This window comes from Leuconostoc sp. LN180020 (assembly GCF_014844115.1).
GTDB classification, from domain to species: Bacteria; Bacillota; Bacilli; order Lactobacillales; family Lactobacillaceae; genus Leuconostoc; species Leuconostoc citreum.
Genome location: NZ_CP039736.1, coordinates 1762503 through 1779010 on the forward strand (window position 1 = coordinate 1762503; position 16508 = coordinate 1779010).

At 40.3% G+C, this 16508-nt stretch carries 15 protein-coding genes and 1 other RNA gene; all 16 read right to left on the reverse strand.

Translation table 11 applies throughout. The features are described 5' to 3' along the window. Nucleotides 1–106 precede the first annotated feature (106 nt). Nucleotides 107–568, reverse strand: coding sequence for an 8-oxo-dGTP diphosphatase (locus FAZ25_RS08895; protein ID WP_192269575.1), 462 nt, complete (start codon nt 566–568; stop codon nt 107–109). A gap of 67 nt (nt 569–635) precedes the next feature. Beyond that, on the reverse strand, nt 636–2162 hold the full coding sequence (purH, locus tag FAZ25_RS08900) for a bifunctional phosphoribosylaminoimidazolecarboxamide formyltransferase/IMP cyclohydrolase (RefSeq protein WP_085698901.1): 1527 nt from the start codon (nt 2160–2162) through the stop codon (nt 636–638). Then, nucleotides 2159–2749 (reverse strand): phosphoribosylglycinamide formyltransferase, encoded by a 591-nt coding sequence (gene purN, locus FAZ25_RS08905; RefSeq protein WP_192269578.1) that lies wholly within the window; start codon nt 2747–2749, stop codon nt 2159–2161. The genes purH and purN overlap by 4 nt, the downstream gene beginning before the upstream one ends. Continuing rightward, nucleotides 2743–3780 (reverse strand): phosphoribosylformylglycinamidine cyclo-ligase, encoded by a 1038-nt coding sequence (purM, locus tag FAZ25_RS08910; RefSeq protein WP_004904168.1) that lies wholly within the window; start codon nt 3778–3780, stop codon nt 2743–2745. The genes purN and purM overlap by 7 nt, the downstream gene beginning before the upstream one ends. Beyond that, nucleotides 3777–5399 carry an amidophosphoribosyltransferase gene (gene purF / locus FAZ25_RS08915; RefSeq protein WP_004904170.1) on the reverse strand — a complete coding sequence of 541 codons (1623 nt, stop codon included), beginning with the start codon at nt 5397–5399 and terminating at the stop codon, nt 3777–3779. The genes purM and purF overlap by 4 nt, the downstream gene beginning before the upstream one ends. Next, entirely contained in the window at nt 5381–7603 is a 2223-nt protein-coding gene (purL, locus tag FAZ25_RS08920; protein WP_192269852.1) for a phosphoribosylformylglycinamidine synthase subunit PurL, read from the reverse strand. The genes purF and purL overlap by 19 nt, the downstream gene beginning before the upstream one ends. A 59-nt stretch (nt 7604–7662) precedes the next feature. Then, nucleotides 7663–8331 (reverse strand): phosphoribosylformylglycinamidine synthase subunit PurQ, encoded by a 669-nt coding sequence (gene purQ / locus FAZ25_RS08925; RefSeq protein ID WP_004903524.1) that lies wholly within the window; start codon nt 8329–8331, stop codon nt 7663–7665. Next, nucleotides 8328–8594 carry a phosphoribosylformylglycinamidine synthase subunit PurS gene (gene purS / locus FAZ25_RS08930; protein ID WP_004903526.1) on the reverse strand — a complete coding sequence of 89 codons (267 nt, stop codon included), beginning with the start codon at nt 8592–8594 and terminating at the stop codon, nt 8328–8330. The genes purQ and purS overlap by 4 nt, the downstream gene beginning before the upstream one ends. Before the next feature lie 11 nt (nt 8595–8605). Then, nucleotides 8606–9349 (reverse strand): phosphoribosylaminoimidazolesuccinocarboxamide synthase, encoded by a 744-nt coding sequence (locus FAZ25_RS08935; protein ID WP_085698891.1) that lies wholly within the window; start codon nt 9347–9349, stop codon nt 8606–8608. Then, complete coding sequence (gene purK, locus FAZ25_RS08940; RefSeq protein ID WP_192269581.1) at nt 9336–10451, reverse strand: 5-(carboxyamino)imidazole ribonucleotide synthase; 1116 nt, start codon at nt 10449–10451, stop codon at nt 9336–9338. Before purK ends, FAZ25_RS08935 begins: the two co-directional genes overlap by 14 nt. After that, nucleotides 10448–10933 carry a 5-(carboxyamino)imidazole ribonucleotide mutase gene (gene purE, locus FAZ25_RS08945; protein WP_004903530.1) on the reverse strand — a complete coding sequence of 162 codons (486 nt, stop codon included), beginning with the start codon at nt 10931–10933 and terminating at the stop codon, nt 10448–10450. Before purE ends, purK begins: the two co-directional genes overlap by 4 nt. A 279-nt stretch (nt 10934–11212) precedes the next feature. Continuing rightward, entirely contained in the window at nt 11213–12688 is a 1476-nt protein-coding gene (locus FAZ25_RS08950) for an ABC transporter substrate-binding protein/permease (RefSeq protein WP_004903532.1), read from the reverse strand. 168 nt (nt 12689–12856) lie between these two features. Further along, nucleotides 12857–13227, reverse strand: an RNA gene (gene rnpB / locus FAZ25_RS08955) — RNase P RNA component class B. Nucleotides 13228–13270: 43 nt separating this feature from the next. After that, nucleotides 13271–13651, reverse strand: a complete 381-nt coding sequence (gene gpsB / locus FAZ25_RS08960; protein WP_004904184.1) for a cell division regulator GpsB — start codon at nt 13649–13651, stop codon at nt 13271–13273. Nucleotides 13652–13726: 75 nt separating this feature from the next. Next, complete coding sequence (locus FAZ25_RS08965; protein ID WP_036069311.1) at nt 13727–14296, reverse strand: DUF1273 domain-containing protein; 570 nt, start codon at nt 14294–14296, stop codon at nt 13727–13729. 52 nt (nt 14297–14348) lie between these two features. After that, a complete protein-coding gene (locus FAZ25_RS08970; RefSeq protein ID WP_099044967.1) occupies nt 14349–16505 on the reverse strand; it encodes a transglycosylase domain-containing protein in 2157 nt (718 codons plus the stop codon). Between the last annotated feature and the right edge of the window lie 3 nt (nt 16506–16508).

A 16508-nucleotide genomic window follows, 5' to 3' on the forward strand; every position in this document is an offset into this window, starting at 1 on the left:
GTTCGTATATAAATTATCTTTTTCTAACAAAACAAAAAATCATTCGTAAATAACGAACAATCAGACGTTTTTTAAGTTACTAAACGAACGTTTGTATTTTAACCATCTACAACCAATTGAGCGTGGTTTCTCCGGTACTCGTTTGATCAAGTGACAGTTCACTAATTGTTGGTTGGTCAAAAACCGGTAGCATGGCCATAAAAGTTGGTGGGGTTACCATGTCTTTTAATGCCTCACGCGTCGTCCAAAAAATATGCCCCTCACGACTAGTCTTGATATCGCCATAATAGTGGTTCGTTTTGAACAACATCACAATATATCGACCATTTGCTGTCAAAGGCCACTCTTTAATACCTACAAATCTCAAATGATTAACATGTAAGCCAGTCTCTTCAAAAGCCTCACGAATCACACTGGCAACAATTGTCTCACCATTTTCAATATGACCACCAGGAAATGTCACCCCAGGCCAAGCAGGATTTTTGCGATCTTCAACCAAAATTTCTTTTGTTTTTGGATTTTCAATCATAATCATATTCATTAACTCAATCGGTATTGTACGGTTCATAATAACTCCTTATCAAAAGTATAGCATAAAAAAAACACCCATTAGTGGCTGGGTGTTTTAGCTAATTTTAGTGCTTAAAATGACGTGTACCTGAAAAGACTAAGGCAATGCCTAATTCATCTGCTTTGGCAATTGAATCTTTGTCTTTAATAGAGCCTCCTGGTTCAACAACGGCTCTAATACCATTTTCTGCCGCATACTGTACTGAATCATCCATTGGGAAGAATGCATCAGACGCCAAAACAGCTTCATCAAAGCCAGACTTAACTGCCGCTTTTTGGATTGCATAAACTACGGAGTCAATACGGTTAGGCTGACCTGCACCCATACCTAAAGTCTGCCCATCACGGGCAACAATAATTGCATTTGATTTCACATGTTTAACAACTTTTTGCGCAAAAATCATGGCACGTAACTGTGCCTCAGTCGGCTGTACTTTTGACACAACCTCAAAGTTAGCTTTTGATTCAGTATACAAATCACGTTCTTGCACAACAACACCGCCTAATACAGATGTCACTTCTAACTTTTGCGGTACGGTTGTCGTAAATGGTACCGTCAACAAACGCAAATTCTTTTTAGCTGACAGAATGTCAAACGCTTCCGGTGTAAAGCTTGGTGCAATAATAATTTCCAAGAAAATAGCGTGCATTTTTTCAGCAGTAGCAGCATCCACTTCACGATTCAAAGCCACAATACCGCCAAAGATAGAAACATCATCTGCAGCAAAAGCCTTATCCCAAGCTGTTTCAATTGTTGATCCCTGGCCGATACCTGCAGGATTCATATGCTTAACAGTCACAACCGTTGTTTCTTCGAATTCAGCAATAATACGTAACGCAGCATCCGCGTCGCGAATGTTATTATAAGACAATTGTTTACCGTGCAAAATATTGGCATTCAAAACAGAATAATCTTCAGGCAAAGCTGTTTTGTAAGCTGCTGCTTTTTGATGTGGGTTTTCGCCATAACGCATATCATCAAACTTTTCATAAGGTAGCGTCAAGTTATTTGGAAATTCTGATACAGTCAAATAGTCAGCAATTAATGCATCGTAAGCTGCCGTATGTTGAAACACTTTGGCTGCCAATGATTTACGGTAATCAGCATCTACTGAACCAGACTGTAACTTATCTACGACGACATCATAATCGGCGGGATCAACAATCGGCAAAACACCAGCAAAATTTTTTGCGGCTGATCGTAACATTGAAGGACCACCAATATCAATATTTTCAATGGCCTCAGCTTCTGTCACACCGTCTTTTTGAATTGTTGACTTGAAAGGATACAAATTAACAACTACCATATCAATTGGTGTAATGTCGAATTCCGCCAGTTTTGCCATATGTTCTGGTAAATCGCGACGCGCTAACAAGCCTGCATGAACACGGGGATGCAATGTCTTAACACGCCCATCCAACATTTCCGGAAAATCAGTCACATCGTCAATGGCGATCACATCCAAACCGGCTGCTGCCAGTACACGATGTGTCCCACCTGTTGATACCAATTCATAACCCAAAGCCACCAATTTTTCGGCAAATGGGACAAGTCCTGTTTTATCTGAAACACTCAATAATGCACGGGTCATTTTAAAAATACTCCTTCGTTAAGTAACTTTTCTAAGGTATTAGGGTATAAAACATGTTCAACATGATGAATACGTGTCTCTAAATCAAGCAAGGTATCACTAGAAAAACATGGCACAGCTTGTTGCGCAATAATTTCACCTGTGTCAATGCCATTATCGACAAAGTGCACTGTAACACCAGTCTCATCAACACCGGCTTCATAAGCATCCAAGATACTATGTCGTCCAGGAAACTGAGGCAACAGTGCTGGATGTAAGTTGACAATTTTGCCAGCATAAGCATCAATGAGTTTTGGTGTTAAAATACGCATATAACCTGCTAGTAAAATACCATCCACTTCATCTTGGGTGAGTTGATCCAAGATTACCTGTTCAGCATCGATTTTTGTATCATAATCTGAATATTTAATAAAAGTTGCTGGTACACCAAATAATTTGGCCAAATTTAATGCCCCTGCACTTGATTTGTCAACAATCAAGCGCACGACTTCAGCATTTAACTGACGTTGTAAAATGGCATCATGTAACGCTTGAAAATTTGTCCCAGTACCGGAAGCAAATATTGCTAACTTGACTTTTCTTACCATGGGGCATCCCCAGTCCACACAACAGGGTTATCTTGACGTGACGTCATTTGCCCAATGACAAATGCAGATTGACCACTTTCTGACAGCATTGTCAAAACACGTTGTTTATCTGCTGGTTTGATAATTAATACCATGCCTAAGCCATTGTTAAAAGTCAATAACATATCTTCGATTGACAACTGACCTGCCGACTGTAAAGTATTGAAAATTGATAAAATTGGCCAACTACCCCAAGCAATTTCTGCTGATAGCTGTGATGAAAACGCTCGTGGTAGATTTTCAGTGATGCCACCACCAGTAATATGTGCCATCGATTGAACTAAACCAGCTGATACCAATGGCCAAACTGCTGCCGCATACAATGCAGTAGGTGTCATTAGTGCTGTCTTTTGTTCGTCAGGTAATGCATTAAAGTCATCTGCTGTTTGTATACCTAATACGTGGCGCACTAGTGAATAACCATTTGAGTGAATGCCAGAAGATGGTAGGCCAATTAAAACATCACCAACACTAGCATTGTCAGGCTTCAACAATTGTGCCTTTTCAGCAATGCCAACTGCAAAGGCTGCAAGATCATAATGATTTGGTGCATATAAACCGGGTAGTTCCGCACTCTCACCACCAATTAACGCCATACCTGATGCTTTTGCTGCTTTTGCAATACCTGTGACAATTTCAGCGACGATTTCTGGTCGCATCTTATCTACAGCTAAGTAATCCAACATAAAAGCTGGCTTAGCCCCTTGCGCCAAAATATCATTAGCCACCATGGCTACCAAATCTTGGCCAATTGTTTGATGTTGATTGGCTGCAATAGCTAATAATAATTTTGTGCCAACACCATCAGCCCCAGAAACCAATACCGGATTTTTATAGTTTTGTCCCAAAGCAAAGGCTGCCCCAAAACCACCTATACCATCCAAAACATTTGGTGTGTATGTATCAGCCACTGCATCTTTCATTAACTCAACAGCACGTTCGCCTGCCTTAATGTCAACACCAGCTTGTTGATAAGCATTTTGTTCACTCATGCTTCTACTCCCTGAATTGTTTGTGAATCTAAATGAATTGTCCCATCATCCTGTAAGGCTTCATTTCGCAATGAAGCAACTTGTCTCGGATGGTATGTTGTCGTTGGTTCTTCAGTAAAATCAACACTACCCGCTGCAATAAACTGAGATAAACTTGCTTCATAATCATAAATTGGACTGGGATAATGACCGTCAAAATAAGCCGTTGTTAAGCCTGTGCCTTTCCCGTCATAAGGTAAATCAATTGCTTTAACAAGTGCCTTAACCGATAAGAAACCAAGCGAATCTGCTTCAATTTTTGTACGCATTTCGTCTAACGTGTTATTGGCACCCATTAATTCATCGGTTGTTTGCATATCAATACCATAAAAAGATGGAAACTTGAATACTGGACTAGCAATGCGGACATGCACCGACTTGGCGCCAGCTTCTTTTAACATGCGTATGATATACATTGATGTTGTCCCACGAACAATCGAATCATCAACTAAGACCACGTTTTTATTGCGAACAACATCCTTCACTGCACTCAATTTCATGCGAACAGCACGTTCACGTTTATCTTGAGTTGGCTCAATAAACGTACGAGCAATATACTGATTTTTCACTAAACCTAATTCGTTTGGTAGGCCAGTTGCTTCCGCAAAACCAGCGGCCGCTGATAAACTAGAATTTGGTACACCTACCACAATATCTGCTTCAGGTACAGGTTGCTCCGCTGCCAAAGCTGCCCCCATACGTTTACGTGCTTTGTGGACATTGACACCATAAATCGTTGAGTCTGGCCTTGCAAAATAGATATACTCCATCGCGTCAATATTCAATGTGGTTTTATCGGTATAGGTGTCAATAGTCAAACCATCATCATTAATGATTAGTAATTCCCCTGGTTGTACATCACGCACGAAACGTGCCCCAATAACATCTAAAGCAGCTGTTTCCGAAGTAACAATATAATTTCCTTCTGGCATTTGTCCGACAACAAAAGGACGGAATGCATGTGGATCAAGTGCGGCATATAATCCTTCAGGCGTCAGCAGCAAATATGCAAAGCCACCTTTCACAGTGTTTAATGATTCTTTTAACTTATCCACAAATGTAGTCGCTTTAGAACGGCGAATTAAATGCAGTAGAATTTCTGAATCTGATGAACTTTGGAAAATTGAACCGTCTTCTTCCAGTTGCTCCCTCAGTGACATCGCATTCGTCAAATTACCGTTATGAGCTAAAGCCAGTTGCATATCATGAAAGTTCACCATTAAAGGTTGAATATTTTCAACGCCGTGTGATCCGGCAGTTGCATAACGTACATGCCCAATCGCACTCTTGCCCACTAAAGCTTTGATACGTTCAGGGTCGCGGAAAACATCGCTTAGTAAACCCAAGCCTCGTTCTTGCCATAAATGGCCATTGTTATTGGCGACAATTCCTGCCCCTTCTTGACCACGATGTTGCAAGGCATGCAACCCATAATAGGTTAACTGGGCCGCATCCTCGCATCCCCAGACACCAAAAATACCACATTCTTCATTTAAACTACGTACATTGACACGCGTCTTTTCGCTTTCACGGGCATGTTGTTCTATCGCTTGCTTTTGCGCTATGCTTTTAATTGACATGCGAGGCTCTCCTGATATACCTTTTTTGTTGCTGTACGAGATAGCATAATGGTTTGATTGGTTGTCACTACTTTTAGGACGTCATCATCTGTCACAATACCAATTTTAGTTGCTTGTGTCCCTGCTAATTGTTCAAACGCTTCGGCTTTTTCGGCCGCTACGCTGACAACAAAACGGCTTGGTGTTTCGGCAAATAAATACTTATCTGCCTGTTTTGTCTGAACATCAAAACTCAAATCACCAGCGAAACTACTTTCAAGCAAACCAACAATTAAACCACCCTCTGATAAATCATGCGCACTCGATAACAGTTGCTTTGAAATAGCTGAATAAACTAATTTTTGGGCAGCTATTTCGGCTGTGTCGTCAAACGCAAATAATTGACCTGTTAACTCACCGTGCTGCATCTTTTGAATTTCTGATCCATTAAAACTGTCATTGGTTTCACCAATAACGTAAATGCTATCACCAGCATGCTTAAAATTAACCGTTGTCGCATTTGTAATATCAGATAACAGACCAACCATGCCAATCATTGGTGTAGGATAAATGGCCTGACCATCTGTTTCGTTATACAGTGACACATTGCCTGAAATAATTGGTGTATTGAGTTGCTTGGCTAACGCGTTAATACCGGCTACCGCTTGATCGAGTTCATAATATACTTCTGGATTGTCTGGTGAACCAAAGTTCAAACCATCAGTAATGCCAATTGGCAAAGCGCCTGTTGCCACAATATTACGAGCAGCTTCAGCCACAGCCATCTGGGCGCCTACAAATGGATCCAAATAAAGATAACGTGCATTCACGTCTGTAGTCATAGCTAACGCTTTTTTTGTACCACGTACGCGTACCAAACTAGCGTCACCACCTGGTTTAATGGCCGTATCAGCACGTACCATTGAATCAAAATGACGGAATAACACAGCTTTAGAAGCAATGGTTGGTTGCGCAATCAAGTCTAAAATTGTTTGTTTCACATCGTTAACGGCTGGTTCAAACTGTGCTGATGAAAATCCAGCGATGCGCTTAGGTTCAGCCATTGGCAAATTTTGCTTCGGTGCATGTGTCAAAAAGTCAATTGGTACATCAGCAACTATTTCATCATCAAAGGTTAAAATATAGCGACCATTATCGGTGACATTACCAATGATTACTGCATCCAAATCAGCGGCTTGGAACAAATCAATTATTGCCTGTTCCTCACCACGTTTAACAACGAGTAGCATCCGTTCTTGTGATTCTGACAACATCAATTCATACGGTGTCATGTTTGTTTCACGTTGTGGCACGCTATCAAGATTAAGCGTGATACCCATACCCGCTTTTGCTGCCATTTCCGAACTTGAAGATAACAAGCCAGCCGCACCCATATCTTGAATACCGACAATAATATCAGAATGTTCACGCACAGCTTGCAACGTTGCATCCATGACTAATTTCTCTAAAAAGGGATCACCAACCTGAACAGCCGAGCGATCTGACTCATGTGCTGTTGAAAATTCAGCTGATGCAAACGACGCGCCATTGATACCATCTCGCCCTGTTTTAGCGCCTACATAAATAATTGAATTACCAACGCCCTTCGCTTGCCCAACTTGCATAGCTGCTTGATCCATCAGGCCAACAGCCATCACGTTAACTAGCGGATTGCCTGCGTATACCGGATCAAAACTAATTTCACCACCAACTGTTGGGATCCCAATGGCATTGCCATAACCGGCAATACCGGCAATTACCCCATCAACAATATGTCGTGTATGTGCATCATCTAGTTCCCCAAAACGAAGCGAATCAAGCACTGCAATTGGTTGTGCACCCATTGAGAAGATATCACGTAAAATGCCACCGACACCAGTCGCAGCACCCTCATAAGGTTCTACAAAACTTGGATGATTATGGCTTTCAGCTTTGAATACAACTGCTTGCCCATCCCCAATATCTAAAATACCAGCACCCTCACCTGGCCCTTGCAATACCCGTTCATTAGTTGACCAAAATTTTCGTAAAATCGGTTTTGATTTTTTATAGGAAACATGTTCCGACCACATACCAGAAAAAATACCTGTTTCTGTAAAATTGGGCAATCGTTTTAGTTCAGATACAATCAGCTCATATTCAGCTTCAGTTAATCCCCATTGTGTATATATTTTTGAATCACGAACTTGCTCAGGTGTGAGTTCATTATTAGTGACCGTTGTCATACGTCTATTGCCTTTCATATCTTAGCTATTTAAAACTCGTTAATCGGTTGATTGAAAAATTAAGCCTTTGTGAGAATCCCTGATAAAATACTTTTAAAGAATTTTTGCCCATCAATATTTCCCGTTACTTGATCAACTGCTCTTTCTGGGTGTGGCATCATACCAAAAACATTCCCCTTCTCATTCATAATACCGGCAATATCATGTGCTGAACCATTTGGGTTATCAACATAACGAAAAACAATTTGGTGATTTTCTTCAAGTTTGTCCAAAGTTGTTTCATCAGCGAAATAATTTCCCTCACCATGAGCAATAGGAATTAAAATCGTATCGTCATTGTCATAAGCGTTGGTATAGGCCGTATTAGGATTAGCAATTTCTAACTCAACTTCATCGCAGATAAATCCTGGTGTTGCGTTCATCAATAATTGGCCGGGTAACAAACCTGCTTCAGTTAAAATTTGAAAGCCATTACAAACGCCAACAATCAGTTTACCGGCATTAGCGGCCTGTGTAACTGCCGACATGATTGGTGAAAAACGGGCAATAGCGCCTGTTCTAAGATAATCACCATAAGAAAAACCACCTGGTAAAAAAATAGCATCAAAACCAGTAAGATCATTTTTTTTGGCGGAAATAATTTGCGCATCAACGCCAAAATCTTGCAGTGCGTATAACATATCAAAGTCGCAGTTTGATCCAGGAAAACTAATAACTGCCGCTTTCATAGCGTCACCTCATCTTCTACCAAACTCAAGTCAAAGCGATAGGTTTCTGTATTTTGGTTGATTAACAAAGCAGTCGTAAAACTCTCTACTTCAGCTGTAGCAGCATCAACATCTTTAGCGTTTAATTTTACTTCGAAGTATTTACCCTGTGTCACTTGTGAAATGCCTGCATAGTCCATACGGTGCAAGGCTGATTTAATCACCTCACCCTGCGGGTCTAAAATCGATGGCTTATAAGTAACATAGATTTTTGCTAAATACATGAATTTTCTCCTCAATCTTCCTGTTGTAAACGTGTTAAAACATCTTGATAGCCAATGGTCACATCACCAGAATGCTGACGAAATACATCTTTATCAAGTGATGCACCTGTACGCATATCGACAAGTCGCATATTATCTGGTGATAATTCATCTGCTAAAATCACTTTACCGGCTCGTGTACGACCAAATTCTAACTTGAAGTCAACTAGATGAATCCCAATTTTTTCAAAACGTGCGCGTAATAATTGGTTCACATCTTGTGATTTTTGACGTAGTTGTGCCAATTCAACCGCGTTAGCATAACCCAAAGCTAAGATTTGTGAGTCATTGATAAATGGATCATCTAATGCATCAGATTTATAATAAAACTCTTGGACGGTTGGCGTTAATTGTTGCATAGGTGTGACGTCAAACTTACTAACAAAGTGTCCTGACGCATAATTTCGTGTCACAACTTCAATTGGTAGAATATCTAATGTAGTGACTAACTCATCTGTTTTGGAAACTGCTGTTAAATAATGATTTTCAATACCGTTTTGAGTGAGATAATCAAACAGCAGATGACTAATCGCACTATTGAGTTCACCCTTACCTGCAATCATTTCTTTAACTTTACCGTTCAAAGCGGTTGCCTGATCCATATAATGTACCCAAAGAATATCTGAATCATTTGTTTGAAATACCTGTTTAGCTTTACCCTGATAACGCAATGCTTGCTTTTCAATTGTTTGCCCTTGATAATCAATGCTGACCATGTGTTTCTCCCCATTTTCGTAAAGCACTAATGTTTTCTTTGCCTAAAACAGTAATATGACCCATTTTGCGATTGGCCTTAATTGTCGCTTTACCATAATCGTGAAAATGCCATTCTGGATGATTAACCAGGTCTTCACGAGCTTGCGTCAATTCATCACCCAGTAAATTTAACATCAGCGAAGGCTCATATAATGTCACATCAGACAACGGTAAACCTGTAATACTTCTAATATGTCCTTCAAACTGAGAAATAGACGTTGCTTCAATCGTATAATGGCCTGAATTATGTGGGCGTGGTGCCAGTTCATTAACCCAAACCTGACTGCCATTAACAAATAACTCAATACCAAGCACACCACGTAACGTTAATGCTTCAGCAATACGGGTGGCAATACGTTCGATATTTTTAGTATCCTCACTGCTAATTGCTGCAGGTGCATCACTTGTTTTCAAAATGTGATTGACATGCACGTTCTCAGCAATTGGCCAATGGGTCACCTGACCTTTTGCATCACGGGCAACCATGATACTCAATTCTTTTTTAAATGGGACACACTGTTCTAAAATTAACTGACCACTAGGCCAATTGTTTAATAAGTCAGCCACATCATGATCATTATTTATTGACCATTGACCGTGACCGTCATAACCACCACTAACCGTTTTTAAAATAGCTGGTAAGGTAACTTGTTTAATCGCTTCTTTAAACATTGCTGGTGAATCCACGGCCACAAAATTAGCAACTGGCACCTTAGCAATATCTCGAATAAATGACTTTTCCGTCAACCGATTACTTGTTATTTCAAGTAATTTTGTCCCTTGTGGCAAGGCAACCTTTTGCTGTGACAATGCCGCTACATCAACGTTTTCAAATTCGTATGTCAACACATCACTACGTTCAGATAATTGCGTTAAAGCAACGATGTCGTTATAGGCAGCGACAATTTGAAAGTCTGCAACCTGACCTGCTGGTGCTGCTGGCGTTGGATCTAACACCCCAACTTTATAACCCATTGCTTTAGCAGAAAGAGCCATCATTTGACCTAATTGTCCCCCACCGATAATGCCTATTGTGGCTGGCGGTAATATTGGTGAAGTCATATTAAGTCATCCTCACTATCTACTGACTGTTGCGTTTGCCTTGCACGAAATGTTGTTAGTGCTTTCAAAATTGTATTGTCTTGTAAGGCAATGATTTGCGCTGCTAATAACGCTGCATTCTTAGCGCCCGCTTCTCCAATGGCTACTGTAGCTACTGGTATACCTGCTGGCATTTGCACAATAGACAGTAACGAATCAATGCCATTTAAAGCATGTGATTGCATTGGAACACCAATAACTGGCACTAACGTATTAGCGGCTAACATACCAGGTAAATGTGCTGCACCACCAGCTCCAGCAATAATAGCTTTTAAACCTTTGTCTTGTGCTTGTTGACCAAACACTTGTAAGTGCTGAGGCATACGATGCGCTGAAATAATATGTTTTTCGTATGTCACACCTAATTCATCCAGCAATACTGTTGTCTTTTGCATTGCTGGCCAATCACTCGTTGATCCCATGACAACTGCAACCTGAGCCATAAATCCCTCCATTGTTCGCTTTTTAACAGCAAGAACATGATTTAATCTTATTTAGTTCGTTTACAATTTAAATTTAACAGAAAAAAGAACAAAATGCTTCGCTTTTAAATAAGAATATTCACACAATAAAAAAAATCGTTCGTTTATACCGAACGATTCACCTAATTTGTAATTGATATACGAACGTTAGCTTTGTAAGTGTTTTCAATATTGATAAAACTTAATATTCGGAAATTTATGGTCAAAAAAAGCACCAACAATAGTTGATGCCTTGAAATGTTAACGGCCCGTACGCGCCATACGCTTTTCAGCATAACCTAATGCACGGCTAATACCAAATGTTAACACAAAGTATATCATTGATGTAATCAAAAGTGGGAAGAAGGGTTTAAAACTTGCCCCCTGCACAACCCCAGTTTGGAACATCAATTCACCAACACCAATAACCGAAACGACAGATCCTTCTTTGATGACTGTCACAAATTCATTACCCAATGCCGGCAAAATATTCTTAATAGCCTGTGGTAAAATAATGAACCGCATGGTCTTGCCTTTAGAAAGACCGAGTGAACGTGCAGCTTCAGTTTGACCATAGTTGACTGAGTTAATACCAGAACGAATAATTTCTGCAACATAGGCTGCAGAGTTCAGTCCCATAGCTAAAGCACCCGCAGCAAAGGCTGATAAATTAAGTCCTATAACTTGCGTTCCAAAGAAGACCATAAACGCTTGCACCAAGAGCGGTGTACCACGAACATATTCAACATAGATATTACCAACGGCCTTTAATAGGAAGTTGGGTGACAACTTAAATAATGCAAATACAGTACCTAAAATTGAGCCAATGACAACTGCCACAGCAGCCAACGCCAACGTGATTAGCGTTCCTTTAATGAACAAATTACCATATTTCGACCAAAAAGACTGCTTAGCAAACATCAAGGTATTTGCTTCTTTCTTATAGGCTTTCAATTTACCTGATGACACAATATCATCAATAGCCTGATTAATTTTTTCTTTTAGCACTGGTGAGTTTTTAGGCATTGCAACCGAAACTGCGCCTTCAGCTTCGTTTGGTTGCGGATAAATCACTTTTAAAGCTTTATTTTGTTGTGCGTATGCCTCTGATATTGGATCATTTAATACAACACCAGCTATTTTACCTGCTGATAACTGTGAAACAAGGTCCGGCACTTTTTGAAGACTAACTAAGGTGGCACTAGACATATTATTTTGCACAAAGGTCTCTTGTGTTGTCTGACGTTGTGCTCCAACCTTTTTACCAGCAAATGAATTCACATTTGAAGTAAATTGGGCTGCATTTTTCTTTAACACCAGTACTGTCTGCTTTGGTGATAAATAAGACTTTGAAAAATCAACAACCTTCTCACGATCTGGTGTTGCATTAATACCGGAAATAATCACATCGATCTTGCCAGTTTGCACGGCACCAATCAGACCATCAAAACCCATTTCTTTAATTTGAAGCTTGACCCCCAAATCTTTAGCAATCTGCTTAGCCATTGAAACCTCAAAGCCAACAATCTGGTCACGTCCTTGAACCGTGGCATGAAACTCAAACGGTGCATAATCAGCTGATAAGCCAACTACCAACACACCACGTTTTTTGATAGCAGAATAGGCAGGGTCTGTTTCAGCTGCTTGTGCCTTTGGTGTTGCAACCATCATTAATGGCAACAACAAGATAATGCTCATCATTAATAATGATATTTTTTTCAATGTTTTATTTATCATACGGTATTCTCCCTAGAATCTATACTATTAACGTTTTTAATCATAACCCGCTCTGAATTTTTATGCAACATTTTCAGGCGAATATACGAAATGAGCTTGTATATTACATGTACATATGTATAAAACGCCATAAAAAAACGCCACAAAGTGGCGTCACCTGCTGTAAGCATCTATAGGCCATGTTTTGTTCCAGTGATATGCAGGTACATATCACTTTCGGTAATCATCTATCTAAGTTTGTAATCAAACCATACCAACCATCGCTTCAATTCGCTAGATTAGCCGCCCCTACCAAAAGTTTGGGTTGCCCGCTTGTGGGGTTTACCTCGTCTCAAACGCTAACTTTCATTAACGCATACGTTTCTATGGCACCTTCGAGCCTATTTAGACATAGCTAGAAGCCTTAGCCCTTTCGACCGCCGTGGCATTACTGCCCCTGGGTTTATTTTTTATCCCAGCACAATCACTACAACCATCTCAGGTTGTGCGAGCATGGACCTTCCTCACGCTAGAAATATAACGCGCAATTACCCGATACTTACATGTCGTGTATAAAAATTTAATTATTAAATGACGTGGTAATTAGATATTATCAGAATCATGTCCAAAGACTGCACGTTCAAGATTAGCAACGCGCTTAATCAAATCTAAGTTCGTCACAACTTGAGCAGCTTTTGGTGTTTCAACTACTGGTGTCACTGGTGCCTCAACTACTGGTTCAGCAGCAACATTAGTCTGTTGTTGCTTAATTGCAACTAACTGATCCTGTGATGCTTTCAAAGCCGTCTGTAATCTCGCGACTTCACCTTGTAATTGTTCAATACGACCAGCAAAAGCGCCATAGTCCTTGATAATATCATCTAGAAAGCTGTCAACATCGGCGGGATCGTAACCTACACCCATTCGCTTTTGCTTGAAAACGCGTTCTAAAATATCTTTTTGCGTGTACTTTACTTGTTCCACAAGTCACACCTCATTTACTTTTTTACTTAACCTATATTACCAATAAATCGATTAAATTACAAGTTTATAACACATTTATTCAAAGAAATCGTTTTCGGCTTGCTGTTCACTATACGTCGTTGCATAATCTTGTAATTGATCCATGTCAATTAGCGTCAAAGGATATGGCGTTTTACGTTGATGTTGTTGAATAATTTTGTAGTCATATTTAGCTTTGCCTTCAAACTCAGGATCGTAAAATAGCAATGCAGCGTCTGTATGGTTTAACATAAAAGCTTGATAATTTTGTAATTGCCCTGGCCCTTGATATGTTGCATGCGAGACACTGTCAACAAAATCAACGCCTTGTTTAAGTACCTGTAATTTACTTTGACTATTGGGCTGCCATTGACTGCCAAAATCTTCGAAAGGCAACATCATGGCCACTTTAAGCATTGGCCAATCCTTTTTGAGTGCTAGGACGACTTCAATAGTCCATTGCTCAACACCGAGTTGCCCGCCAGTTAGTACCCATTCCAACCCATTTTCAAGTTGCTGACGTACCAATTGTTCTATAGCATATTTCATAACCAATATTTTAGGATCTTTATCGCCAAAAGTACCCATCTCATAGCTGCGATATCCTGTTATCCAGAGTCTTGACATCCCACCACCTCGAATAAAAAGCCTTGCATGTGCAAGACTTCCAAACATAAAATTAATGACTATTATTATTACCAACTTCAGCTGGCGTTGCACCTGATTGTGGTATTGAGTTAACAGATGGTAAGCCACCATTACTCCACTTAGCACCCTTAACTTCATATTCTACAATGTTGCCACGTACCTTAGATGTCACTGTATCAGGCATCGTCCAATCTGTATTTGGCTTATTTTGCATAGCATATGACATCACACGTTGGTAGAATTGCGCCGGTAAATCTTGATAAGACCACGGAATGTAATTTTCCCGTGGCACATCATATCCTGTCCAGACTGACAACGCATATGACTTAGTATATCCGGTAAACCACGCATCCTTAATAGCTTGGTTAGGCATGCCTTCATCATCACCATAACCAACCAAGCCAGATTTACCTGCCTGATGTAATCCAGGAATAATAGCATCACTGGCTGTCGCATTAGGCTTAATAACACCTTTCATCATATCAGTTAACATGAAAGCAGTACTTGTCTTCATAGCACGTTGACCATTGACACTATAATTATGGGTAGAGCCATCCGCTGTCACAATTTTTGTGATATAAGTTGGCTTATAATATGTGCCACCATTTGCTATAGCGCCAAAGGCTCCAGCTTCTTGTTCAGTAGAGGCTGTAATACCAATCGCATCAGCACCACCAGGCGTATGATCAATTGGCACGCCAATACCATTAATAAACTTACCAGCATCAGTCCCACCAACATCTTCCAATGTACGTGCTGCTGGTGTGTTACGTGACTGCGTCAGCGCTGTTCGCATGGTGATATTACCCATGAATTTGCCATCCCAGTTTGACAGATTTTTATCTGTGCCGGCATACTTATATTCTTTATCTTCAACTGTTCGATAAGTTGGCCAATTCAAGTATTCAATAGCAGGACCATAATCTAATAGTGGCTTGATTGATGAGCCTGACGAACGTGTCTTCAGTCGGGCGTGGTTAGTGCCTTGTAATGTTTTAAGATTACGACCACCAATTTGCGCAACAACGTTACCGTTGCTTGGATCAGTCATTGTTGCCCCAATTTGCGTATCTGCTGATGGGAAAGTCACAGCGGTTCCATTGGCATTATCATACATGGATTGTTGTAAATTAGAATCCATATTCGTATAAATTTTCAGACCTGACTTATTCGTATCATAACCGAGTGAAGCGGCTTCTGCGAGTGTTGATTGTACATAAGCATCGACAACTTTACGATTTGTATTAGCTAACGCTGTTTTTGATGTCAAATCTTGCAAGCCGTCATTAATCGGTACCTTGATGGCATCATCTGCTTCTTTTTTGGTAATTGCCCCATACTTAACCATTGCCAACAAGACTGTATTACGACGTTCTTTAGCAGCTGAATTATCTTTAAGGTACGGGTCATAATTTGTTGGTGATTGTGGCATACCTGCTAGTAAAGCTAGTTGAGGTAATGACAATTCTGTCAATGGTTTGCCGTAGAAATACTCCGCAGCTGTTTTCATACCAGAAACACCATGCCCCATATAAACTTTGTTCATATAGAACGTTAAAATTTCATCTTTACTGAAATTTTTCTCAACGCGCAAAGCGAGCCATGCCTCTTGTGCCTTTCGTTTCAATGTTTGGTCAGCCGTTGACGTACTAAATACAGACAATTTAACCAGTTGCTGTGTTAAAGTTGATCCGCCTTGCATACCCAATGATGAGCCACGTAAGTTGGCTAATGCAGCACCAGCAATACGAACTGGATCGACGCCGTTATGTTTATAAAAACGACGATCCTCGATTGAGACAACTGCTTGTTTTAAGGACTTAGGAATTTCATTAGAATTAGCGTAATCTCTCTCAACAGCAGATAACTTCCAAATTGGATTACCTTGACTATCGTATATCGCGCTAGATGGTTCTGAAGCTAGATTAGAAGCTGTAATGTTAGGTGCATCATTCGCATAAGTCACAAAAACAGCTGCGCCTGCTAACACCCCAATGAAGCCAATAACTAAGAGCCATAAAATAGTGGCTAAAATCCAACGTCGCTTTTTCTTTTTTGGTTTTTGGGGGCCACCCGTGCTATTACCATTGCCATTATTGGGTGGCATAGTAGGCGGTTCAGTCGCCGGATGGTTATCGTACATATTTTGGTTACGGTTGACACGCGACCACTGATTCTTATTTGCCATAAT